Here is a 23856-nt window from a genome sequence, read left to right on the forward strand (position 1 = left end):
AAGGTATTAATTATAAAAGAAAAGACCTTTCAAATTCTTGAAAGGTCTTGTGTATTTCTAAAAGAGAAATTATTTATTAAAATCTACCTCATCGTTTGAGTGAAGATTCTCATTGATGTTTTCCTCTTTCTTTTCTGTGGTTTTCTTTGGACTAGGGTCTGCTGCTCTTGGATTTTTAATTTCGTCAATTGTTTGAAGACTTCCATCATCTCCATAACCTCCGCTTAAGCCCCTAAGGTTTGAGCAACCGTCTTTCCAGTCTGAAGGCTTAATAAACTTATCATCCGGAGATACTCCCAGGGTTTTATCTGCCCATACCTTTTTCATGTAGATAGCCCAAATTGGCAATGCCATTCTTGCTCCCTGACCTTCACCGGTACCAAAGAAGTGAGTGGCTCTGTCTTCCCATCCAACCCATGCTCCGGTTGCCAGTTTAGGAGTGATTCCCATAAACCAACCATCAGAGTTGTTCTGTGTGGTACCTGTTTTGGCGGCAATTTCCACTCCTTTTGAAATTCCTCTTCTTCCCAGCTCTCCTGAAGCTGTTCCGTACTGTGCCACACCTTTCATCAATTCGATCATGGTGTAAGCGTATAGTGGGTTCATTACCTCTTTTGGTTCTACATTTACTTCTTTGATTACTCTTCCGTTGGCATCTTCAATTCTCCAGATCATTTCCGGTTTATTGTGATTACCATAATTCGCAAAAGTACTGTAGGCACCTAGCATTTCATAGATGGTAATATCTGATGAACCCAGGGCAATAGTATTGTTTCTCGGGATATCTTCCGTTACACCAAGATCTCTTGCTGTCTGGATTACAGCATCTACGCCTGTCATCTCAATAAGTCTTGCGGCAATAGGGTTTTGAGAGTGTGCCAAACCATCTTTTAAAGTAAGCATTCCCCCTCTTCCCGGCACATGCCATCCATTGTGATCGTAAGTTCCGTTGGAAACTGTTGAGCAAGGTGTCATTCCAAGTTTCATAATAGCGGTAGCATATACGAAAGGTTTGAAGGTAGATCCTACCTGTCTCTTACCCTGCTTGATATGATCATATTGGAAGTGCTGCCAATCAATACCTCCTACCCAGGCTTTGATTTCTCCGGTTCCCGGAACCATGGACATTAGTCCTGCCTGTGCAATCTGCTTGTGATATCTGATAGAATCCCAAGGTGACATTTCCACCTCTTCTTCTCCGCTCCATGTAAATCGTGATGTTTTGATAGGCTTTTTAAACTCCATCATGATAGAATCTTCAGGCATACCATCAGCTTTTAACAGCTTATATCTACCGGTTCTTTTCATGGCCTGAAGCATTACCTGACTGATCTGTTTGTCCGTAAGATAGTAGAATGGCCTGTTTTTTCTTCCTCTCTGTTCTGCATCAAATCTCTTCTGAAGATCTGTTAAGTGTTCTTTGATTGATTCTTCGGCATACTTCTGCATTTTAGAATCAAGGGTAACATATATTTTTAAACCGTCTTTATAAAGGTTAAGCTTTTTACCGGTTTCTTTTTCATATCCTGCCAGGTATTTTTCAATTTCCTTTCTTAGGTAAAACTTATAATACGCGGAATATCCGTCAGTAATACTTTTAATAGGGTGGAAATCTACTTCTACAGGCGTATTGATTGCTTTTTCATACGTTGCCGCATCAATATATCCGGTTTTTTGCATCTGATCCAATACAACATTCCTTCTTTCCTTTGCTTTTTCAGGATATCTATAAGGGTTGTTTTTTCTTGGGTTTTCGAGCATAGCTACAAAAGTGGCAGCTTCAGGCAATGTAAGTTCCGAAGTTTTTTTATTAAAATAAACTCTTGAAGCCATCTCAACACCGTTTGCATTGAAAAGGAAATCAAATTTGTTGAAATATAAGGTAATGATTTCTTCCTTGGTGTATCTTTTTTCAAGACTTACTGCCACTACCCATTCTTTAAGCTTTTGGAAAGCTCTCTCTATTTTGTTTTGAGAAGCTGTTCCGGTAAAAAGAAGCTTTGCCAGCTGTTGGGTAATAGTAGAACCTCCTCCACGGCCTCCTCCGTAAGCAACGGCTCTGGCAATAGAGTATAGGTCAATTCCTGAATGTTCTTTAAAACGTTCATCTTCTTTAGCCTGTAATGCATAAATAAGATAAGGAGGAAGATCCTTGTAAACAATAGGCTGTGTTTTTTCTTTTTCAAACTTACCCAGCGTAACGCCATCTGAAGAGATAATTTCAGAAGCGACAAAGATATCCGGATTTTCAAGTTCTTTTACATCCGGCATTTCTCCAAGGAAACCCTGAGAAACAGCGAAGAAAAGGCCTGAAATTCCTAATACTACTGCAATGAGCCCAATCCAGATAAATGAAACCCATTTTTTCCAAGAGGTATTTTTCTTTTGTTTGGGAGGCAGAGGGAAAGTTTTCCCTTTGTTTCCTGTATTTTTTCTGTTTTCTTCCATTTATGATTACGGTTTAGCCGTTTCTAATTTTATCCCAATATCTTCAATTCCCGGAAGGTTGTCATTCCTCATAGCTTGAGTCAGCCCGATTTCATATTTACCTTTTCCTGGAAATCTATAATTCAATTTATACTGAAACAACGTTTCCTTTGTATCACCAAAGCCTGTACCAAGCCATTCTCCATTGGGTTTTGCCAAAACATAATTCAACGTGTCGGTTTCCTTCTTTTTATTCTGGAGATTGGTAAAATTGACAATGAATCTTATATTGCTGTAAGGATAATCGTTATTATTCCTTACAACAAATATAATATTTTTAGGATTCTGAGGATCTGAAATTTCAAGATTAAATTTTTGCTCACTTTTCTTATTCCATTTGTTATCAACGGAATTCATAATGACATCTTCTCCTGAAGAAGAAGTACAGCTAAAGAAAAGGATAAGGGAAAATAATCCTAAAATGTTACGCATCATTATCTTTTTTTGGAGGAAATTTCTTTTTAAATTTCTTCTTATTTGGGTTCGTTTGTGGCTTTTTCTCAGCATCAGCACTGTTTTCTGTCTTTTCCACAGGACGTTTTTGCTGTGGATTAGGTTTTTGTTGTCTGGGCTGCTGATTTCCTGATTGAGTATTTGGGTTTTCCGGTTTTTCAGACCTTTCGGGTCTGTCTTGTCTTTCCGGTCTGGTTCTCTTCTGACCCTGTCCTTGCCCTCCCTGTTGAGGGTTATTTGGCTTATTCTGGTTATTTCTGTTTCTGTTTCCCCGGTTTTTCTTTTCGAAACGGTCTACATTGTTTTCCTGAATAAGGTCAATGCTTTGAAGGGGTAAGTCAGGTTGTTTTAAATCTTCCAGTGGAAGGGTTCTTTCGCCTCTTTTATTTTTTGAAATCAATTTTTTTACAAGATCAATATCAAAATCATACCAGGCAATAGAGCTGTCTACATAAGCAAACCACATTTTCTTTTTGAAAACGTCTATTTTAATACAGAATGCTCTCCCTTTTTCTGTTTCCAAAACGGTGGAAGAAGACGGGAAATTGCTTAATGCATCCAGATAACTGTCCAGTTCATAGTTAAGACAGCATTTAAGCTTTCCACATTGTCCTGCCAACTTTTGAGGATTGATACTCAGCTGCTGATATCTTGCTACATTGGTATTTACAGATCTGAAGTCGGTCAGCCAGGTTGAGCAGCAAAGCTCACGTCCGCATGACCCTATTCCTCCTACTTTTGCAGCTTCCTGTCTGAAACCGATCTGTTTCATGTCAATCTTTGTTCTGAAGGAGCCGGCATATTCTTTTATCAGCTGTCTGAAATCCACTCGGGTATCAGCAGTATAATAAAATGTAATCTTTGAAGAATCACCCTGGTATTCTACATCAGTGACTTTCATTTCAAGTCCTAATCTGTGGGCAATTTTTCTTGCTTCAAGTTTTACTGCGTCCTCTTTTTTTCTTGCTTCCTGCCATACCTCAAGGTCTTTTTGGTTGGCTTGTCTGTATATTTTTAGTGCTGATTCTTCAGATGCTTTTTTCTTTTTCATCTGGATTTTCACTAATTCTCCGGTAAGGCTTACAACACCTACATCGTGTCCCGGGCTAGATTCTACTGTAACTACGCTACCAATATGTAAAGGGATATTGTTTACATTTTTATAAAAAGATTTCCTGTCATTTTTAAACCTAACTTCTACAAAGTCACACCTGTTAGATGCTGGATTGTTGATGTTAGAAAGCCAGTCAAAAACACTTAATTTATAACTATTCCCGCAGGTATTTACATTTTCACAACCACTTGCAGTCTTCTTGGGACCGCAAGAATGTGCAGAATCGCCGGATGTTTTGCATCCACAACTCATATTACTATTATTTATAATCTTGCAAATTTATGTATTTTTATCTTTATGCAATTCTAAAATATTTAAATATTCAATAACCTTATTGTTTAAGGTTAAACAAAATAATTGAATATGTTTATATAGGCTCTTAAGTATTTATAAACAATGGTTTTATGGGTAGTTTTATCTAAAGTGTTATTTTAAACATAGTTTTCTTTAAGTATATTGTTTAAAATATTGGGAAATATTAACAGACGTATTCAAAATAACTTTATATTTGGATTATATAATAATAGTCTATGAAAAAAATATTAGTATCAACTGCTTTATTGGCGGGGGTTTTATCTTACGCAGGGGGCTTCAGAGTTTCTTTGCAGGGGGTAAAACAATTGGCAATGGCGCATACTAGTGCTCATGCCGAAGACGCGAGTGTGACATTCTTTAACCCCGCGGGTATGTCATTTATCCCTTCCAAACTGAGTGTAGTGGCAGGAGGGTTTGGTGCAAGTAATAAAGTTACTTTTCAAAACTTAAATACTTTACAGAGTACAGAAACAGATAATCCTCTGGGAACACCTATCTACGCAGCGATTACTTATAAACCAATAGAAAATCTATCCGTAGGGTTAAGTTTTTCCACACCTTTTGGAAGCACTGTTCAATGGCCGGAAGATTGGGAAGGCAAAGAGTTGGTGCAGAAAATGGAGCTGAAGAGTTACTATTTTCAGCCTATGATTTCTGTGAAACTGGCTCCTTGGTTGTCTTTTGGTGCCAGCTATATTTATGCAAGAGGAAAAGTAGATTGGGATAAAGCGGTAACGCAATTCGGAGGACAGGTTAACATCAATGATGAAAAAGCCAGTGGCCACGGATATGGATTCGGATTCTATTTCAGACCTGACCCTAAGTTGGATGTAAGTATAGCTTACCGTTCAGCAATAGATATGAAAGCTAAAAACGGAACAGCTACGTTCAAGTTCCCTACACAGTCTCCTTACTCTCTGTTAAAATTAAATGCAGCAGGGCAGGATGGATTTTCAGCAACGCTTCCATTGGTTGAAGAATATACAATTGGTTTGACCTATAAAGTGACTCCAAAATGGCAGATTTCTGCAGATTTTAATTACCATGGATGGGAAAGATATAGCAAATTGGTGTTGGATTTTGACAATGCACCACTTGCCCCTAACAATCCTTCAGATCCGACGGTTTTAGTAAATCCTAAGAATTTCAGAAATTCCAAGACATTCAGATTGGGAACTCAATATGCATTCACCAATATGATCTATGGACGCTTGGGAGCTTATTATGATGAGTCTCCTTACTCCAATGAAAACTTTATTCCTGAAACCCCTTCATTTAATACCTATGTGGTGACCGGTGGGGTAGGATTCAAGTTGAAAGAATTTGGAATTGATATTGCCGGAGGATATGCAATGCCTCAAGCCAGAGATGTAAACAATTCTGCTATTGGGCTTTACGGACAAGCGAAAGCAAAAGCATTCTACTTCGGTCTAGGTTTATCTTATAATCCTTTTTAATTAAAAGACTATGAAAAAAATTATAATATCAACAATTGCTGTCTCTGCACTTCTTTTCACTGTAACGAGCTGTAATACAGATTTCGATACGGATGTGAAAGATATTCCGGTAACGAAAGGAGACGCAGATTTTTCAAAATATATTTCTTTAGGTAACTCTCTTACTTCCGGATATCGTGATGGGGCACTATATAGCAGCGGCCAGAATGAATCCTATCCGAGCATGATTGCCGGCCAGATGAGACTTGCGGGTGGAGGAGATTTCAAACAGCCTCTGATGCCTAATGACGTAGGAGGGTTTAACAATCTTCCTGGTTTTCCTGGAAAATTAAACCTTCAGATGGTTAATGGATCCCCGTCTCCGGTACCAAGTGCTCCGGCAGCGGCATTGGATCTTTTGCCTAGCGGCAGTTCTTATAATAATATGGGGGTGCCGGGAGCGAAGTCATTCCATCTGGTTGCACCCGGATATGGTAGCCAGGCAGGTCTTGCTGCTGGAAAGGCTAATCCTTATTTTGTAAGATTTGCCTCTTCTGCCACAACAAGTGTTTTGGCTGATGCGATGGCTCAGAAAGCAACATTCTTCTCTCTTTGGATAGGAAATAATGATGTATTATCATATGCTACCAATGGAGGAACAAATTCGCAGACAATAGGTGGAGTTACAACATATACTACTGCTACAGTTCAGACAGGAAATACTGATCCGACGTTATACAAGTCAAATGATATTTCTGATCCGGCGGTAGTGGCGGGTTCTATTAAGGGAGTTTTGGACGGCCTTAAAAGTGTAGGAACAACTAAAGGGGTTATTGCAAACATTCCTTATGTTACCTCTGTGCCTTTCTTTACGACAGTTCCTTACAATCCTTTGACACCTGAAAAACTGGGTGCTAATTTAGCAACACTTAATGCGAGTTTATATGGTCCTTTAAAGCAGGCGCTTACCGCTTTTGGTGCTGGAGACAGAATTAATCTTCTTTCTTCTACTTCTTCCAATCCTGTTTTAATTAAAGATGTAGCCCTTACGGATTTATCGGCTCAGCTTACAGCAGCTTTAACTCCTTCTTTAGGACCGGTGATGGCTGGTGCTTTCGGACAAATCTTTGGACAGGCAAGACAGGCTACGTCAAGTGATTATATCCTGCTTACTACAAGTTCTGTGATTAGTACTACTGCACCTGGTGTGCCGGCTCCGGTAAATGTATATGGAATTTCTTATCCTCTACAAAACCAACATGTATTAACAAAAACAGAGGCTGCTTATGTAAAAACTGCAACAGATGCATACAACGCCTCTATAAGATCACTTGCTGATTCATATGGATTGGCTTTTGTAGATGCAAATGCTAAAATGATTGATTTGAACGGACAATCCGGAATTTCATTTGACGGCGTAAAATACTCTGCAAAATTTGTTACGGGAGGAGCTTTCTCTCTTGATGGTGTTCACCTTACAGGACGGGGATATGGTGTTATAGCCAACGAGTTTATTAAATCTATAAATGCAAAATACAGATCTACATTACCACAGGTAGATCCAAACAAATATGATGGTGTTAAATTCCCGTAATAATTGATAAAATAAAAACTTAGAGACCACAAGAGTAATTCTTGTGGTTTTTTTTTAAATTTGCAAAATCTTTTAAAAAGTAAAAATGGCCGATCAGTTAAGTTATCTATTTTGTACAAGAACCAGCAGGGACTTGGCAGAGAAAATTGCCCAGCATTATGGGAAAGAATTAGGGAAAATCAACTTTCAGGAGTTTAGCGACGGGGAATTTGAACCTGTTTTAGACGAATCTGTAAGAGGAGGAAGAGTTTTCTTAATAGGATCTACGTTTCCACCCGCAGACAATCTTTTGGAGCTTCTCCTAATGATTGATGCAGCGAAAAGAGCTTCTGCAAAGAGCATTACCGTTGTAATTCCTTATTTCGGACTTGCGAGACAGGACAGAAAAGACAAACCAAGAGCGCCGATCGGTGCTAAGCTAGTTGCTAACCTTCTTACTGCAGCAGGGGCAACAAGAGTAATGACAATGGATCTTCACGCAGATCAGATTCAGGGATTCTTTGAAATTCCTGTAGATCACCTTTATGCTTCCTCTATTTTCGTGGATTATATCAGATCTTTAAATCTTGATAATCTTACCATTGCTTCCCCGGATATGGGAGGTGCAAAGAGAGCTAAAAACTATGCAGGCCACCTTGGGGCAGAAGTAGTAATTGCTTATAAGGAAAGAAAGAAAGCAAACGTTATCGAAGAAATGTTCCTAATCGGAGATGTTACAGGTAAAAACGTAATCCTTATTGATGATATGATTGATACTGCGGGTACGCTTTGTAAAGCTGCAGACATCTTAATTGAAAAGGGTGCAAAAACAGTAAGGGCGATGGCCACGCATGGAGTGCTTTCAGGTAAGGCTTACGAGAATATTGAGAACTCTAAAATCTTGGAAGTTATTGTAACTGACTCAATTCCTGTTAAAAATAATTTGTCAACTAAAATAAAAGTGCTATCTTGCGCCCCATTATTTGCAGATGTTATGACAATGGTTCATGAGCATAGATCAATTAGTAGTAAATTTGTTATTTAATTGATTTTTAGCGACTTGCAAATTAAAACTACAATAATTTTTTAAATTTTTATAAATGAAATCTATTACAATTCAAGGTACAAAAAGAGAAAGCGTGGGCAAAAAGTCTACAAAAGCTTTACGTGATGCTGAATTAGTTCCTTGTGTTGTTTATGGAGGTGGTGAGCCTTTGAACTTCTCTGCTGAAGAGAGAGCTTTCAAAGGATTAGTATACACTCCTGAAGCACACACGGTATCTATTGAAGTTGATGGTCAAACAATTCCAGCAGTTCTTCAGGATATTCAGTTTCACCCAATTACAGACAAGATTCTTCACGCAGACTTCTATCAATTAGCTGACGATAAGCCAGTTGTTATGGAGGTTCCTGTAAGAATTACTGGACGTTCAAAAGGTGTTGTTGCTGGTGGTGCTTTACGTCAGTCTTTCAGAAAATTGAAAGTAAAAGCTATTCCTGCTAACTTGCCGGACGAAATAGTTGTAGATGTTACTCCATTAAGAATTGGTAACAAACTTTACATCGGAGGTATCAAAACTGAAGGATATACTTTCATGCACCCGGACAATGCAGTTGTAGTAGCTGTTAAGATGTCTAGAAATGCAATGAAAGGAGGTGCAGCAGCAGAGGACGATGATGAAGAAGAAGTGGCTGAAGAAGTGGCTACTCAATCTCCTGATGTTCCAACAACAGAAGAAAAATCTGCAGAATAAGAATTGCTTACTATGCAATGGTATAAGAACCTGTCAATTTATTGGCAGGTTTTTTTTATGGGAGTAAGGTAGATATTAAAGAAAAACAGTAGGTAATGAATTTATTTGTTACTTCTCAATTTCAATCTTATCCATCGAATATTTCTATTAGCTGACAACAATCAGGAGGCAGCCGGATGTATCCTTTCGGAAAAAAAGCCGTAAATTTGAAGTGTTCTAAATAAGGACGTTTTAATTTAAAATGTAAATAAATGTTTGACATTCAGGAAATAAGAAGCCAGTTTTCTATATTGGACAAGGAAGTGAACGGTAAGCCATTGGTTTATTTGGATAATGCAGCTACATCTCAAAAACCAAATTCGGTGTTGGAAGTCTGTCATGCATATTATACAGAACTTAATGCTAATGTTCACAGAGGAATTCATACATTAAGCCAGCTCGCTACAGAAGAAATGGAGCTTTCAAGAAGAAAGATTCAGAAATTCATCAATGCTGAACATGACTTTGAAGTTATTTTTACAAAAGGAACTACAGAAGGGTTAAACCTCATTGCTTATATTTTAACTCAAAAATTAAAAAAAGATGATGAGATTATTATTTCCTATCTGGAACATCACTCGAATATCGTTCCATGGCAAATGCTTTGCGAAAGAACCGGAGCAAAACTGCGTGTAATTCCTATTGATGAAAACGGTATTCTGCAGATGGATCAATTTGATCAGTTCCTAAGTGAAAAAACCAAAGTGGTATCTGTAAACCAGGTTTCCAATGCGTTGGGAATTGTAAATCCTATTGAAGAAATTATATCAAAAGCAAGAAAAAATACAGACGCCTATATTGTTATTGACGGGGCCCAGTCTGCTCCTCACTTCAATATAGATGTTCAGAAAATGGATTGCGATTTCTTTGTGTTTTCCGGCCACAAAATGTATGCTCCGATGGGAACAGGTGTTTTATATGGGAAACGTGAAATATTAGAGGCTTTGCCGCCATTTCATGGAGGAGGAGAGATGATTGCTACCTGTTCTTTTGATGGAACTACCTATGCAGGGCTTCCATTTAAATATGAAGCAGGAACACCAAATGTAGGAGGGAATATTGCATTGGGAGCTGCCGTGGATTTTATGAACAAAGTAGGACATGAAAATATTCAAAACCATGAAAATGCGTTGTTGCAATATGCTCAAAAACAGCTTTTAGAAATAGAAGGAATTAAAATATATGGTGAAAAAGCAAAAAGAACAGGTGTTGTTTCTTTTAACCTGGAAGGAGTAGGGATTTCTTCCGATGTAGGAATGATTCTCGATAAAATGGGAATTGCCGTAAGAACAGGGCACCACTGTACGCAGCCTATTATGAACTTCTTTAATATTGCAGGGACAGTAAGAGCCAGTTTTGCTGTGTATAATACTTTTGAAGAAATTGATGCTTTGGTAGAAGGTGTTAAAAAAGCGCAGCGAATGTTAAGCTAGTATATATTACTTTTCAATATATCAATAAAAAAGCAGCTGGACAGCTGCTTTTTTCTAGTCAGGTTCACAGGTACATCGACCGTTGATAATAACCTGATGATAGCCATCAGCACATGGAAGACAGATTTCCCCTCCTGCCATTATATGCTTTAGGGTTGTTTTATTAAGTTTTTTCATAATAATGGGATTAAAGTGTTAGTTACCCGAATATAAGATAAATAGTTGATAAAATATTATGCCGGCGAGATTCTTTAGCATATATTAATTTAAAAGCCCTGACGGCAAACGTCAGGGCTTTTATGTATCATAAAATTGCATTTGAGTTACTACAGACCCGGTTTCCAGTCAACAACGGCTCTGATGAATGCTTCTGCATTTTCTACAGGAACGTTAGGTAAAATTCCGTGTCCAAGGTTAGCAATATATCTGTCTTTTCCAAAACGGTTGATCATCTCGGTTACCATTTTTTTGATAGTTTCAGGAGTTGAATGAAGCCTGGCAGGATCAAAATTTCCCTGTAGGGTCATCGTATGATTGGTCAATGTTCTTGCAAATTCCGGCTTAATAGTCCAGTCAACACCAAGAGCTGAAGCTTTAGACATTGTCATATCTTCCAGTGCAAACCAACATCCTTTTCCAAATACTACCACGTGGGTAAGAGGGCTTAATGCTTCAACGATCTGGTTGATGTATTGCCATGAGAATTCCTGGTAATCAGTAGGAGAAAGCATTCCTCCCCATGAATCAAATATCTGTACTGCAGAAACTCCTTTTTCTACTTTTCTCTTCAGATAAGCAATAGTAGTGTCTGTGATTTTCTGAAGTAATAAGTGAGCTGCTTCAGGCTGCTGGAAGCAGAAAGATTTTGCAATATCAAATGCCTTACTCCCTTTTCCTTCCACACAATAACAAAGAATGGTCCATGGAGAACCTGCGAAACCAATTAAAGGGATTTCATTATCTAATTTTTGAAGAGTAAGCTCAATAGCATCAAAAACATAACCTAATGTATCATTCACATCCGGAGTTTCAATATTCTGAACCTGTTCCATTGTTCTGATCGGAGTATCCAACCATGGGCCAACAGATTCTTTCATTTTGAAATCAATTCCCATCGCCTGAGGAACTACCAGGATATCTGAAAACAGAATCGCAGCATCCAAAGGAAACCTGCGGATAGGCTGTAGTGTAATTTCAGCAGCAAGTTCAGGGGTCTGACATCTTGTAAAGAAATCATATTGGTCTCTCAGAGCAATGAATTCCGGCAGATATCTTCCAGCCTGCCTCATCATCCAGACAGGAGGTCTTTCAACGGTTTCTCCGCGAAGTGCTTTTAAATATAGGTCGTTTTTTATCATAGTTTATTTGAAATGATATTGCCATCATATTGCTTGCTGACAATAAGTATTTTTGCAGGGAGTATAGTATAAGAGTTTTCTGTACTTTCCTCTTTTACAGCATAAGAGAGAACGATATTTTCTTTCTCTTTAACAAGATTTTTAACTAAAAAGTCAGTAGATTTATTAGTCTGGGTTCCAATTAATGCAATTATATAATTTTTTGAGAAGTCAATATTGGTAGGCATTCCGTTGGGTCCCATGGTGGTGGCAGCTCCAAAAATTTCGTCAAATTCTTTTTGAGAAGCTATTTTTTTGATAGCTATCTCATTGCTTTGGTATGTATTTTTTACGAAATAGTTTTTTGCTTCTGAATAGGGAACTTTTAAGGTTGATGTTTCTTTTTGTGAAGTACAAGAAAACATAACCATTAATCCTAATAATAAAAATGCTAAATTTTTCATATTTGTTTGTTTATATAAATTTCCTGTACCATATTCAAAACTGATACCAGACTGTTGCCTTCAGAAGTATAAATTTTTTCTTTAGTATATTTTCTCAGCTCTCTGGAAGTGGTTTCTCCGATCGAAAAAAGCGTCATATCCTCCAGAGAATTTTGCTTTGCAAAACTACGAACTCCACTCGGACTAAAAAATACTGCAGCATGATATTTTTCAGTTATTAAAGGATTGGTTTCCTCGGTGTTATATACGACGATTTTTTTGTACTTAATGTTTTGCAGCGGAAGCTCATTATCCAGAACATTAATAGCAAGATTGCCACAGAAATGAATAAATTGCTCATGTTGGCATTTCCCGATGATAAATCCGGAGAGTACTTCTGCATTTTTCAGCACTTTAAAAGTTCCAAAACCGTGTTTTCTAAGTTCTTTTTTTGTTTTTTCACCTACACAGTAGATCTTATTGTAATTTTTTGCCGTAAAATCCTCGTTAGGCTTGAATCCGTTTTCGAAAAATGAAGATACTCCATTGACACTGGTAAAGATCAACGAATAATTTTTAAGATCAAATGGGCTGATCCTGATCGATTGTGTCTTAATCACCTCAATGCAGTCAACCAAAATATGCTCTCCTAATTCTTTGGATATAATCGCTTGGTCTATATTTTTGGTAAATAAGATTTTCATGACTTTACATTTGAAAATGAAAAAAGAGAGGATAAAAATATAAATTTAAAATCTATACTTTGAAGTGATCTTAGATCTGGTTTTTGATTTCTGCCATTAATTCTTTTCCACCGTTTTCGAGAATCACTTTAGCATACTTTTCTCCAAAATTTTCTGTAGTGTTGTATTCGAAATTTTCATCAACTGCAATACAGTTTTTACCATCCAGAGAACAGAGTGCAGCTTTGAAACGGATCTGATCACCGATGATTTCTGCAAAAGCGCCGATAGGTGCAGTACAGCCGCCCTCCAAAGTGCTCAAGAAATTTCTTTCAATTTCTACGCAGATTTGAGTGGGTGCATGATTGATCTGTTTTAATATCTCATTGATCTCCGGTTTGTCAGAATGTCCGGCTACGGCAATAACACCTTGTGATGGTGCCGGAATCATTAATGGAAGCATTTCATAATCAATTTCCATTTTCATTCTTTTGATGCCTGCTAAAGATAGAAGGGTAGCATCAAAATTTCCATCTTCAAGCTTTTGAAGACGGGTCTGGATATTTCCACGGATATCCGAAAACTCAGTATCAGGATAATATTTTAGCCAAAATGCCCTTCTTCTTAAGCTGCTTGTGGCCAGTTTAAGCTCATGGAATTCTTTATTTCTTGAAGATTCCTTTCTGATCAGAATATCCTGGGGATAATCTCTTTCCAGATAGCTCACCATCTCAATGTTTTGAGGTAATTGGGTGGGAACATCTTTTAAAGAATGTACGGCAATATCAATTTTGTCATTCAACAGGGCAACATCCAGGTCTCTTGTGAAAACCCCTGTAATTCCTAAAGAATATAATGGCTGATTAAGATTCTTATCACCGGAAGAGACGATAGGAACAATGTCTGTTAAATAATTGCGGTTCTGAAGGTGCCTTGCAACCTCTCTAGCCTGCCAAAGTGCAAGTGCGGAATTTCTGGTTCCAATTCTAATGCTTTTCATTGAATTCGTTGTTTGGTTGTTCAACTAATATTTCGTGCATTAATTTACTAATTTCTTCGGCTTTTAAAGGGTTGTCGATGATATATTTTGCAAAACGGTTGGTGATTTTCTGGATCATTTTGTCAGAAAGTTCCATGTCCGTGATGTTTATGTATTTATTCTTTTTATAAAAATTATGCATTTCATTGCGCTCCATATTCTTTAAAACAGCTTTGAAATGATGAATATTGGGTGCCAGCTTTCTCTTTTTTTCCCATTCAATAAAGTCTTTCATCAGCTCCTTGATAATCTTTTCAGCTTTTGGAATCTCTTTTTCCCGTTGCTGAATAGTTTCCTGGATTTGTTTTGAAAGCTCGTCAACGTCAATTAATGTCACATTTTTATTCTCAGTGACATTTTTTTCAACGTTATGCGGAATAGACAGGTCAATAACCAATGTTTCCCTTCCGTTCGGGAAATGAGATTGATTGATAATAGGATGTTTTGCCCCCGTGGCCACAATGAGAATATCCGTTTCCTTTAATTCCTTGTCCACATCAGAATAATCAACATGTGGAATATTATATTTCTCAGAAATCTTTTCAGCTTTTTCCTGAGTTCTGTTGGCTATCTTGATTTTAGGCTGGTAAACGTGTTTTACTAAATTTTCAACAGTATTCTGTCCAATTTCCCCCACCCCTAAAAGAAGAATGTTCTTTTCATTAATTCTCTTTTGGCTGTTCAGGATATAGTGAACCGCAGCATAAGATACAGAAGCAGCTCCGTTGGAGATCCCCGTTTCATTTTTTATTCTTTTCGAAATCTGAATAGCAGCATTAATTGCCCTTTCCAGATAAGGATTGGAATTCTGTCTTTCTTTTTTAAAACGGGTATAAGCTTTTTTGATCTGACCTATAATTTCAAAATCCCCGATAATCTGGCTTTCAAGTCCGGCGGCAACTCTGAAAAGGTGTATCAGAGCTTCTTCTTTTGTCAGAATATTGGCAAACTGAAGAAAATCTGTAAGATGTACTCCAATTGTTTTACAATATTCTTCAGCCACTAAAAGATAATTGGAGGAAGTAGTGTAAATCTCAGTCCTGTTACATGTAGAAACCACAAAAGCATCACCAAGATCTTCCTGATGGACCCGGGAAACAAAGTTTTTGATGTTTTCATCAAAGAATGCAAATTTTCCTCTCGTTTCTACATCGGCCTTTTCGTAGCTTATAGAAAGCACGGCAAAATTCGATGTTTGATGGATGTTGGAATACTGTAACATAAGCAGTCGCAAATTTACGCTTTTTTTAATTAATCAACCCCTGATAGTGTATATGATAATTATCGTAAAAAACTATAGAAACCATCCGGAATTTATTGTGCTGAGCAAATTTAGCTGTTTTGAAATCTGCTTTTTACTTATTTTTAACCCATAATTTCCCCTGTTAATTTTAGTTTAACTCAAAGTCTGTAAATATCTAAAGTAAAAGTTAATAAAGAATTATAAATTTTAATAAAATTTTAACCAAATTATGTTGGTATGAAATTTCTTTAGTAGTGTTAAATTTATATCTTTGTAAACTTAAAATCAGAAGAAATATATGAGTTTATTTGATATGTTTACGCAAGAAATTGCGATAGACCTGGGAACAGCTAATACCCTTATCATCCATAATAATAAGATTGTTATAGATCAGCCGTCAATTGTAGCAATTGAACGTTCTACGGGTAAACCCATTGCTGTTGGTGAACAGGCTAAACATATGCAAGGTAAAACTCATGAGGATATCAAAACAATCCGTCCTTTGAAAGATGGGGTTATTGCTGATTTCCACGCTTCTGAACACATGATCAAGGAATTTATCAAAAAAATTCCTGGAATTAAAGGTAAATTCATTCAGCCTGCATTAAGAATTGTAATCTGTATTCCTTCTGGCATTACTGAAGTTGAAAAAAGAGCGGTAAGAGATTCTGCTCAAAAAGTAAACGCAAAAGAAGTAAGGCTGATCTATGAACCAATGGCAGCTGCAATTGGAGTTGGGATCGACGTACAGAAACCTGAGGGGAACATGATTATTGATATAGGTGGAGGTACTACAGAAATTGCAGTAGTAGCGTTAGGAGGTATCGTATGTGATAAATCTGTGAAAATTGCTGGTGATGTATTTACAAATGATATTGCGTATTACTTAAGAACTCACCATAACCTTTATATTGGCGAAAGAACTGCTGAGAGAATTAAAATTGAAGTAGGGTCTGCAGTAGAGGATCTTGATGTAGATATTGAAGATATTCCGGTACAGGGTAGAGACCTTATTACAGGAAAGCCTAAAGAAATTATGGTTGGATATAAGGAAATTGCACGTGCACTAGACAAATCTATTATCAGAATTGAAGATGCTGTAATGGAAACGCTTTCTCTTACTCCGCCGGAATTGGCTGCTGATATTTACAAAACAGGTATTTATCTTGCTGGAGGAGGAGCGTTGCTAAGAGGCCTTGCGGACAGAATTCACAAAAAAACAGGTCTTCCTGTATTTGTGGCTGAAGATCCGTTAAGAGCTGTTGTTCGCGGAACTGGTATTGCCCTTAAGAATATGGATAAGTTCAATTTCTTAATTAAATAATTTTAACTTTTTACGACTATATATCTGAATGGGATTTTTGCTGAGATTATTTTCGAAGAACACCCTTTTCGTCTTCTTTATATTCCTGCAAATTATTGCTTTGGTTTTGATATTCTCAAGAAACGCCATGCAGAGATCCTGGATAGCGGGGCAGACGGCTGCGCTGAATTCCTGGGTTTCCGGATATATTGATGAGGGGGTTACCTATCTGAAGCTTAAACAGATCAACGAAGATCTTGTTATTCAGAATAAAGCCCTTATGACCGAACTTTATGGAAAGGAAGGCGGGAAAAATCCTGTCTTCAAAAAAGTTCATGATACCATAGGAGGCGGCCAGATCTATACTTTTGTTGATGGTGAAATTGTTTTTAACAGCATCAACCGTAGAAATAACTATTTTACAATCAACCGCGGCCGCAGAGACGGTGTTTTCCCACAAATGGGGGTGATGGCACCAAGAGGTATTGCGGGAATCGTTATCAATTCTACCGATAACTATGCATTGGTTCAGTCTGTATTAAGTGTAAACAGGATCAGAATTAATGCGGCACTTAAAAATTCCGGGTACTTTGGGACGTTAACATGGAACGGAGATAATTCACGCGTGATGCATCTTGCCGATATTCCTAAATATGTAGCGTTGAAAGTGGGAGACAGTGTGATCACAGATGGAAAATCTGCCATCTTCCCGAAAGGGGTTATGATTGGGACTATTGCCGGTTATTCGGTAGATAATAAGACAGGCTTCTGGGATATCTCGGTGGAGCTTAGTGAAAAAATGGGTGCGTTAAATAAGGTGTTTGTAGTAAAGAATCTTAAAAAGGCAGAAGTGCAGAAGATTCAGGATACTATGCAGGCTGTAATAAAAAAAGAAAATGATTAGCAGGACTTTATTTACAGACATATTGATTATGATCTTCCTGGTTGCATTACAGATATTTGTACTGAACAGGATTACGCTGTTCGGAAAATATACGCCGGTGCTGTATCCTGTGTTTGTTATGTTCTATCCTTTTTTCAGAAATAAATTTCAGTTCCTGGCATTAAGCTTTTTAATTGGGCTGGCCATAGATGGATTTCACTATTCCTGGGGAATCAATGCATTTGCTACCACCCTCATTGCTTATTACAGAACGTTGATATTCAGGACTTCCACAGATACTTCCACAGACTTTTTCTCTTTTCAGTCCTTACAATGGGCGCAGTTTTTGCTGTTTTTATTTTCAAGTATTTTCCTGCATCAGCTTTTCGTACAGTATATAGAGTTCTTTAAGTTGAGCCGGTTTTTTGAAATATTGTTTAATGTGTTGGTGACTAGTGTAATTTCATTTATATTTATAGTTATTTACGCATTAATATTTAAAATCAAACAAAAAGTTTGAACACACGTTATTTAAAAATCTTTTCCGTCCTTGTTGTTATCGCTCTTATTTTTGTGGCGAGGCTGGCTTATTTGCAGTTATTTACAGACCGCTACGCCTTGAACGCGGCCAATACATCCATTAAAATTGAATACGTTATTCCGCAGCGTGGGGTGATTTTTGACAGAAATGGGAAAATCATGGTAGGGAATCAGCCTGCTTATGAGATTTCTTTTACCCAGGGACTAATGAAACCCGATTTTGATACATTAGGCTTTTGCAGCCTGATGAAGATCAGTAAACAAGATTTCATCAACAAAGTCAATATCATTAAAAAAGAAAAATATTATTCCAAGCTGACCCCAATGACGTTCATAAAGGACCTCAGCAGAGAAGATATTGCAAGAGTGCAGGAGATTATTTTTAAGTATCCCGCATTTACTATTGTACAGCGACCTCAGCGTCAGTATGAAGTTTCTACTTCCGGAAATCTGTTGGGATATACCAGTGAAGTAAACGAAAGAGATATTAAAAAAGATTCTGTTTATTACCTGCCGGGAGACTTTATCGGAAAAACAGGAGTTGAAAAATCTTACGAAAAAGAACTTAGAGGAGTAAAAGGGATGAAGTATATCCAAAAAGACATCAGACTCCGAAATATTGGTTCTTATAAAAACGGGTCTCTGGATAAAGATGTTATTACCGGGAAAGATATTACCTTAACTATTGATTATGATCTTCAGAGAACTGCTGAAGAAATGCTCGTTAACAAACATGGAGCCATTGTAGCCATAGACCCTAATAACGGAGAAGTATTAGTGGCTGCAACAGGACCGGATATTGATCCTAATCTTTTCACCGGGCCCAATAAATCAAAAAATTTATACGCTTTATCAAAAGATACACTTTACGAAAATAAGCCTACATTCGATCGTTCTTTACAGGCGGGCTATCCTCCGGGATCCACTTTCAAATTATTAACTGCTTTGGCTGCAATGCAAATGGGAGTAATGGATGAAAAAACAGTTTTCCCTTGTGGTGGTGGGTTTTTCTATAAAGGAAAAAGAATTAAGGGCCACGGTGGAGCCGATCCGCTGATTCCTTCTATTCAGGTTTCCAGTAACTGTTTTTTTACCTATGCATTTATTGCAATCATCAAAAAATATCCGGGAAATCCTTCAAAAGGTGTTGATGAATGGAAGAAGATTATGAGCAGCTTTGGAGTGGGAGAGTTTTTAAATAATGATTTTGCGGTGGGTGCAAAAGGGAGAATTCCTTCCGGTGATTTTTATGAGAAAAGATTTAAAGCCATCATGAAAGCGAGCGGTTCCAAGAGAACCGATTTTAAAAACTGGGATGAAATGTCTACTGGAGCCATTTATAACGGGATGGGGCAGGGAGATGTATTGGTAACGCCAATTCAGCTGGCCAATTATGTTGCTGCTATTGCTAATAAAGGATGGTACTATACTCCGCATATTGTAAAAGCAATTGACGGCAAAGCCAATCCTGATAAAAGATTCAAGGTTAAACATAAAACCCTTGTAGATCCCAAGCATTTTGAACCTGTTTTAAAAGGAATGGAAGCGGTGGTTCTAAGAGGAACGGCAAGAAGCTTGAAATCAAATGATTTCACCCAGCTGGCCAAAACAGGTACAGCACAGGTTCCGCAAGGAAAAGATAACTCCATCTTTGTACTTATTGCTCCTGCTGATAAACCTAAAATTGTAGTAGTAGCAGTAATGGAACATGCTGGGTTCGGGGCAACCTGGGCAGGCCCGGCGTGTACTGTAATTGCCGAAAAATATATTACCGGTGATCTGAAGAGAGAGAATCTCTATAAAAAAATGATCGGCGCAAGCTTTATGCCTGAGTATAAAAGGCAGTGGGTAGCAGACCTTAAACGTAAAGGCTGGTATGTAGATCCTAAGCCGGACTCTATTAAGCGTAAAAAAATGCTGGACAGTCTGGAGCTTGTGAAGCAACAGAAAGCGAAACTAAAAAAGAAAATAGAAGAAGAAACTAAAAAAACCAAATCTGCAAAGCCATGAAGTGGACAGAAGGAATAGATAAACTTGGACTTGGGCTGTATTTCCTGCTTTGCATTTTTGCCATTGCCAATATTTACAGTGTAGACCAAAAATTGGGTGAAAAACAGTTGGTTTTTTTCTGCATCTCTTTATTTGTGGGACTGATGATATTCTTTAGCAGAAGTAAATTCTTTGAGAATATGGCCGGTATTATTTACATTGGCGGGGTTCTCCTGCTGATAGGGCTTTTTCCTTTTGGGAAAGAAATTCTCGGGCAGAAAAACTGGTATAAATTCGGAAGCTTTACCATGCAGCCTGTGGAATTTGCCAAGATTGGTACCGCGCTGATGCTTGCCAATTATGTTTCAGGACCTGATTTTAATCTGAAAAATAAAAAATCCTTGTGGACTACCCTGGCTATTATAGGAATTCCTGCGGCGGTAGTACTTGCTATTCCGGATGTAGGATCTATGCTGGTGTTCATTGCGTTTTTTATTGCTTTATACAGAGAAGGTTTAAGCGGGCTTTTATTTGGGATAGGATTTATGTTTGCAGGAGTTTTCCTGGTTTCATTAGCCATACCTCCGGTGTATGTGGCCGCTGCAATTGTATTGATTGCCGGGGTGCTAATCGCGATGAATTATCACAGAATGTCCTGGGATGTGATCTCCATTTCCGGAATAGCCGGATCTATCCTTTTGTTGTGTGGATTAGCTTTCGGTTCTCCTTACATTTTAGAGAAACTTCCAAAACACCAGAGAGAAAGAATTGAGGTTCTTTATAAAGGTGAAAAAGCATTTAGAGATACTTCAGGGTATAATTTATTATACTCCAAGACAGCTATCGGATCAGGAGGACTTTTAGGAAAAGGATACCGTGAAGGATCTGTTACTCAGGGTAAGTTTGTCCCAGAACAGGAAACCGATTATATCTTCTGTACCGTAGGTGAAGAATGGGGATTTGTAGGAAGTGCAGTGTTGATTTTGTGCTATATGGTTTATATAGGACGGATCTACTATCTTGCAGAGCAGCAGAAATCCACTTTTAACCGCGTGTTTGGGTATTGCTTTGCTTCCATTCTTCTGATGCACTTTTCAATCAATTTAGGAATGGTTATGGGGCTTTTCCCAACGGTAGGGATTCCTCTTCCGTACTTTAGTTATGGAGGGAGCTCTTTGCTTGCCTTTTCTATGATGACTTTTATTTTCTTTAAACTTAATTATTCAGATAAGAACAGTTTGGTGTAGACGGAGGATTAAAAAATGTTCTGTTTACTTTTTATTATCCATAGAAAACCATGGACGGAAAGTTGATTCCCGAAAAATTATTACAGCATATGAAAGAGGCTTATATTGTAGATCAGAATTTTGAAAATACAGACTTTACACAGTTTCCTTTAGAAAAAGGGGAATATGAGAACTGTACATTCAGGAACTGCAATTTTGAATATGCAGGGCTGTCAGCATTTAGTTTTACAGACTGTGAATTTATAGAATGCAACCTGAGTATGGCAAAGCTTATTAAAACTGCTTTCCGTGAAGTTATTTTTAAAGAGTGTAAGATGTTCGGGCTTCAGTTTAATGACTGTAATGAATTTGGGCTATCCTTCACCTTTGACGGCTGCTCGCTGAACAATTCCGTATTTTATCAGACATCGGTTAAGAAAACCGTTTTTAAAAACTCCAGACTGATTGAAGTTGATTTTGCAGAATGCGACCTGTACAATGCGGTCTTCAGTCATTGCGATTTGTCGGGTGCTGTTTTCGACAATACAAACCTTGAAAAAGCAGATTTAAGAACATCGGTCAACTATTCTATAGATCCTGCTTTAAATAAGCTTAAAAAGGCCAGATTTTCACTGTCTGAAGTTTACGGACTCCTGTATAAATTGGATATAGAAATAGACAGAACCAACTAACACCTGGCGATTGGATGCCAGGAAGCAGAAATAGTTTCCGTGTTTTTTGCGCTTACACTACAGAATTTGGCTTTATTAACTTTTTTAAGCCTGTTGCCTATTTTAACCACATGGCCGCTAAAACTGATCAGATATTCCCTCCTTCAGCTTCTGGGCTTGCCTTTGTTTGCTTTATACCGAATTCAGGTTAAATAATTAAACTTAACAACAATAGGTAATAATTTGCTATTCAGTGAATTAATACGTTTTTCAATTGTTTCATTACTTGATTTTGTATCTTTATCATTAGTGAGATGACCAATTCTTTATACTATTGTAGAGGAATATAAAACGCAAATAATAAATACAAATGAAGAAAACTTTAATTATACTACTGCTGACGGCGAAAGCTTACGGGCAACAAAAAAGTTTTGTACCTATTACCAAAACAGATGACGAAAGTACTATAATAGCAAAAGCAGCCAATGTTGTGCCTTCTCCCAGGCAACTGCGATGGCAGGCTCTGGAGCTGACGGCATTTTTCCATTTTGGGATCAACACCTTTACCAATCAAGAGTGGGGAGACGGAAAGGAAGATATATCCAAATTCAATCCCCAGTTGCTGGATGCAGAACAATGGGTTAAAGCCATAAAAGAAGCAGGTTTTAAACAAGCTATAATCACAGCTAAGCACCATGATGGTTTTTGCTTATGGCCGAGTAAATTTACTGAGCATAGTATAAAAAATACACCTTATAAAAATGGTAAAGGAGATATTGTAAGAGAGGTTGCAGATGCCTGTAAAAAATATAAAATAGGATTTGGAGTGTATCTGTCTCCGTGGGATCGCAATAATCCCTCTTACGGATCAGAAGCATATAATACTTATTTTGTAAACCAGTTAACAGAATTGTTAACCCAATACGGTAAGGTAGACGAGGTGTGGTTTGATGGAGCCAATGGAGAAGGTCCAAATGGTAAAAAACAAATCTATGATTTTGATGCCTGGTATGCTTTAATTAGAAAGCTTCAGCCTCAGGCGGTTATTGCTGTTCAGGGACCGGACGTACGGTGGGTTGGGACTGAAAGCGGTGTTGGCCGTGAAACAGAATGGAGTGTATTGCCAACCTCTGAAAAGGATCAGGAAAAAATTGCTTCTTTATCACAGAAAGAAGTAAATGTCATTCCAGCATTATCAGGTTCTTATGAAGACCAGGATCGGGGTAGTAGGGCTAAGTTGATTAATGCAACAGGCTTGGTCTGGTATCCTGCAGAAACAGATGTAAGTATCCGTCCGGGATGGTTTTACCATGGTAATGAAGATGCTAAAGTAAAAACGCCCAAACAGTTGATGGAAATTTATTTTACTTCGGTGGGGAGAAATGGTGTTTTACTTTTAAATATCCCTCCAAATACCAATGGAAAGATAGCAGACAATGATGTCAACAGTCTGGCTGCTTTTGGTAAGGAAATGAGAAATATATTTTCAAATAATGTAGCGAAAGCGGCTACTGTGAAGGCTACTTCTGGTAAGGAGCTAAAGGCCATGTTTGATGGCAGATTGAGTACCTATTTTACGACTCCTGAACGAGAGACAGCTACAACCATTGAATTAAACTGGCCTAAAGATGTCCGCTTTAATGTATTGTCGTTACAGGAAAATATTGCAGTTGGACAACGCATAGAAAAATTTGAATTAGCGTACTTTGACGGTAAGCAATGGATTAATTTCACCTCTGGTACTACTGTTGGTTATAAGCGATTATTAAAATTTGATACGATTACCGCAAAGAAAGTGAGATTCAAAATTTTATCTTCAAGATTGAACCCAACACTTGCAGAGTTTGGATTGTACCTTTGGAATGAAAGTAAATAAAACTGAGTTCTTCCTGGAA

The 23856-nt window shown here is 37.7% G+C and carries 21 protein-coding genes; 12 read left to right on the forward strand and 9 right to left on the reverse strand.

Annotation, left to right across the window (positions count from 1 at the left end; translation table 11 throughout):
* Positions 1–69: 69 nt before the first annotated feature.
* The 3 genes from LQV47_RS02645 to ricT are packed head-to-tail and all read right to left on the reverse strand — an operon-like array spanning position 70 to position 4306.
* Positions 70–2448, reverse strand: coding sequence for a transglycosylase domain-containing protein (locus tag LQV47_RS02645; RefSeq protein WP_230033506.1), 2379 nt, complete (start codon positions 2446–2448; stop codon positions 70–72).
* A gap of 6 nt (positions 2449–2454) precedes the next feature.
* Complete coding sequence (locus LQV47_RS02650; RefSeq protein WP_230033508.1) at positions 2455–2922, reverse strand: gliding motility lipoprotein GldH; 468 nt, start codon at positions 2920–2922, stop codon at positions 2455–2457.
* The gene (gene ricT, locus LQV47_RS02655; protein ID WP_230033510.1) at positions 2912–4306 is read right to left on the reverse strand and encodes a regulatory iron-sulfur-containing complex subunit RicT; all 1395 of its coding nucleotides are present in this window, start codon (positions 4304–4306) and stop codon (positions 2912–2914) included. Before ricT ends, LQV47_RS02650 begins: the two co-directional genes overlap by 11 nt.
* Positions 4307–4584: 278 nt before the next feature.
* Between ricT and LQV47_RS02660 the strand changes: the two genes are divergently transcribed.
* From LQV47_RS02660 to LQV47_RS02680, 5 genes are all read left to right on the forward strand, one after another.
* Positions 4585–5826, forward strand: coding sequence for an outer membrane protein transport protein (locus tag LQV47_RS02660; RefSeq protein WP_230033516.1), 1242 nt, complete (start codon positions 4585–4587; stop codon positions 5824–5826).
* A 10-nt stretch (positions 5827–5836) separates the two neighbouring features.
* Positions 5837–7399 (forward strand): G-D-S-L family lipolytic protein, encoded by a 1563-nt coding sequence (locus LQV47_RS02665; protein WP_230033517.1) that lies wholly within the window; start codon positions 5837–5839, stop codon positions 7397–7399.
* Between the two features lie 85 nt (positions 7400–7484).
* A complete protein-coding gene (locus LQV47_RS02670; RefSeq protein ID WP_230033518.1) occupies positions 7485–8423 on the forward strand; it encodes a ribose-phosphate pyrophosphokinase in 939 nt (312 codons plus the stop codon).
* A 55-nt stretch (positions 8424–8478) separates the two neighbouring features.
* Positions 8479–9132, forward strand: coding sequence for a 50S ribosomal protein L25/general stress protein Ctc (locus tag LQV47_RS02675; RefSeq protein WP_230033519.1), 654 nt, complete (start codon positions 8479–8481; stop codon positions 9130–9132).
* A gap of 251 nt (positions 9133–9383) precedes the next feature.
* Positions 9384–10604 (forward strand): cysteine desulfurase, encoded by a 1221-nt coding sequence (locus LQV47_RS02680; protein ID WP_230033520.1) that lies wholly within the window; start codon positions 9384–9386, stop codon positions 10602–10604.
* A gap of 54 nt (positions 10605–10658) precedes the next feature.
* On the opposite strand, the gene LQV47_RS02685 is transcribed toward LQV47_RS02680, so the two are convergent.
* From LQV47_RS02685 to hemA, 6 genes are all read right to left on the reverse strand, one after another.
* The gene (locus LQV47_RS02685) at positions 10659–10781 is read right to left on the reverse strand and encodes a GNAT family acetyltransferase (RefSeq protein WP_230033521.1); all 123 of its coding nucleotides are present in this window, start codon (positions 10779–10781) and stop codon (positions 10659–10661) included.
* A gap of 149 nt (positions 10782–10930) precedes the next feature.
* Positions 10931–11962: a uroporphyrinogen decarboxylase gene (hemE, locus tag LQV47_RS02690; RefSeq protein ID WP_230033522.1), complete on the reverse strand. Its 1032-nt coding sequence runs from the start codon at positions 11960–11962 to the stop codon at positions 10931–10933.
* Positions 11959–12405, reverse strand: coding sequence for a hypothetical protein (locus LQV47_RS02695; protein ID WP_230033523.1), 447 nt, complete (start codon positions 12403–12405; stop codon positions 11959–11961). The genes hemE and LQV47_RS02695 overlap by 4 nt, the downstream gene beginning before the upstream one ends.
* A complete protein-coding gene (locus LQV47_RS02700; RefSeq protein WP_230033525.1) occupies positions 12402–13088 on the reverse strand; it encodes a uroporphyrinogen-III synthase in 687 nt (228 codons plus the stop codon). The genes LQV47_RS02695 and LQV47_RS02700 overlap by 4 nt, the downstream gene beginning before the upstream one ends.
* A gap of 70 nt (positions 13089–13158) precedes the next feature.
* The gene (hemC, locus tag LQV47_RS02705; RefSeq protein ID WP_230033535.1) at positions 13159–14067 is read right to left on the reverse strand and encodes a hydroxymethylbilane synthase; all 909 of its coding nucleotides are present in this window, start codon (positions 14065–14067) and stop codon (positions 13159–13161) included.
* Positions 14054–15328, reverse strand: a complete 1275-nt coding sequence (hemA, locus tag LQV47_RS02710) for a glutamyl-tRNA reductase (RefSeq protein WP_230033537.1) — start codon at positions 15326–15328, stop codon at positions 14054–14056. The genes hemC and hemA overlap by 14 nt, the downstream gene beginning before the upstream one ends.
* A gap of 319 nt (positions 15329–15647) precedes the next feature.
* Between hemA and LQV47_RS02715 the strand changes: the two genes are divergently transcribed.
* From LQV47_RS02715 to LQV47_RS02745, 7 genes are all read left to right on the forward strand, one after another.
* Positions 15648–16673, forward strand: coding sequence for a rod shape-determining protein (locus LQV47_RS02715; RefSeq protein ID WP_045491741.1), 1026 nt, complete (start codon positions 15648–15650; stop codon positions 16671–16673).
* Between the two features lie 28 nt (positions 16674–16701).
* Positions 16702–17556, forward strand: a complete 855-nt coding sequence (gene mreC / locus LQV47_RS02720) for a rod shape-determining protein MreC (protein ID WP_230033539.1) — start codon at positions 16702–16704, stop codon at positions 17554–17556.
* Positions 17549–18055, forward strand: coding sequence for a rod shape-determining protein MreD (locus LQV47_RS02725; protein WP_230033541.1), 507 nt, complete (start codon positions 17549–17551; stop codon positions 18053–18055). Before mreC ends, LQV47_RS02725 begins: the two co-directional genes overlap by 8 nt.
* Positions 18052–20085, forward strand: a complete 2034-nt coding sequence (locus tag LQV47_RS02730; protein ID WP_230033543.1) for a penicillin-binding transpeptidase domain-containing protein — start codon at positions 18052–18054, stop codon at positions 20083–20085. Before LQV47_RS02725 ends, LQV47_RS02730 begins: the two co-directional genes overlap by 4 nt.
* Entirely contained in the window at positions 20082–21311 is a 1230-nt protein-coding gene (rodA, locus tag LQV47_RS02735; RefSeq protein WP_230033544.1) for a rod shape-determining protein RodA, read from the forward strand. The genes LQV47_RS02730 and rodA overlap by 4 nt, the downstream gene beginning before the upstream one ends.
* Positions 21312–21361: 50 nt before the next feature.
* On the forward strand, positions 21362–21982 hold the full coding sequence (locus LQV47_RS02740) for a pentapeptide repeat-containing protein (RefSeq protein ID WP_230033546.1): 621 nt from the start codon (positions 21362–21364) through the stop codon (positions 21980–21982).
* 349 nt (positions 21983–22331) lie between these two features.
* Entirely contained in the window at positions 22332–23837 is a 1506-nt protein-coding gene (locus LQV47_RS02745; RefSeq protein WP_230033548.1) for an alpha-L-fucosidase, read from the forward strand.
* Positions 23838–23856 lie beyond the last annotated feature (19 nt).

The sequence above is a fragment of the Chryseobacterium sp. Bi04 genome (genome assembly GCF_918698085.1).
Taxonomy (GTDB): domain Bacteria; phylum Bacteroidota; class Bacteroidia; order Flavobacteriales; family Weeksellaceae; genus Chryseobacterium.

Coding starts and splice junctions, on each gene's coding strand:
- LQV47_RS02645 (WP_230033506.1), bottom strand. CDS start 2,448: ATGGAAGAAAACAGAAAAAATACAGGAAACAAAGGGAAAACTTTCCCT.
- LQV47_RS02650 (WP_230033508.1), bottom strand. CDS start 2,922: ATGATGCGTAACATTTTAGGATTATTTTCCCTTATCCTTTTCTTTAGC.
- ricT (WP_230033510.1), bottom strand. CDS start 4,306: ATGAGTTGTGGATGCAAAACATCCGGCGATTCTGCACATTCTTGCGGT.
- LQV47_RS02660 (WP_230033516.1), top strand. CDS start 4,585: ATGAAAAAAATATTAGTATCAACTGCTTTATTGGCGGGGGTTTTATCT.
- LQV47_RS02665 (WP_230033517.1), top strand. CDS start 5,837: ATGAAAAAAATTATAATATCAACAATTGCTGTCTCTGCACTTCTTTTC.
- LQV47_RS02670 (WP_230033518.1), top strand. CDS start 7,485: ATGGCCGATCAGTTAAGTTATCTATTTTGTACAAGAACCAGCAGGGAC.
- LQV47_RS02675 (WP_230033519.1), top strand. CDS start 8,479: ATGAAATCTATTACAATTCAAGGTACAAAAAGAGAAAGCGTGGGCAAA.
- LQV47_RS02680 (WP_230033520.1), top strand. CDS start 9,384: ATGTTTGACATTCAGGAAATAAGAAGCCAGTTTTCTATATTGGACAAG.
- LQV47_RS02685 (WP_230033521.1), bottom strand. CDS start 10,781: ATGAAAAAACTTAATAAAACAACCCTAAAGCATATAATGGCAGGAGGG.
- hemE (WP_230033522.1), bottom strand. CDS start 11,962: ATGATAAAAAACGACCTATATTTAAAAGCACTTCGCGGAGAAACCGTT.
- LQV47_RS02695 (WP_230033523.1), bottom strand. CDS start 12,405: ATGAAAAATTTAGCATTTTTATTATTAGGATTAATGGTTATGTTTTCT.
- LQV47_RS02700 (WP_230033525.1), bottom strand. CDS start 13,088: ATGAAAATCTTATTTACCAAAAATATAGACCAAGCGATTATATCCAAA.
- hemC (WP_230033535.1), bottom strand. CDS start 14,067: ATGAAAAGCATTAGAATTGGAACCAGAAATTCCGCACTTGCACTTTGG.
- hemA (WP_230033537.1), bottom strand. CDS start 15,328: ATGTTACAGTATTCCAACATCCATCAAACATCGAATTTTGCCGTGCTT.
- LQV47_RS02715 (WP_045491741.1), top strand. CDS start 15,648: ATGAGTTTATTTGATATGTTTACGCAAGAAATTGCGATAGACCTGGGA.
- mreC (WP_230033539.1), top strand. CDS start 16,702: ATGGGATTTTTGCTGAGATTATTTTCGAAGAACACCCTTTTCGTCTTC.
- LQV47_RS02725 (WP_230033541.1), top strand. CDS start 17,549: ATGATTAGCAGGACTTTATTTACAGACATATTGATTATGATCTTCCTG.
- rodA (WP_230033544.1), top strand. CDS start 20,082: ATGAAGTGGACAGAAGGAATAGATAAACTTGGACTTGGGCTGTATTTC.
- LQV47_RS02740 (WP_230033546.1), top strand. CDS start 21,362: ATGGACGGAAAGTTGATTCCCGAAAAATTATTACAGCATATGAAAGAG.
- LQV47_RS02745 (WP_230033548.1), top strand. CDS start 22,332: ATGAAGAAAACTTTAATTATACTACTGCTGACGGCGAAAGCTTACGGG.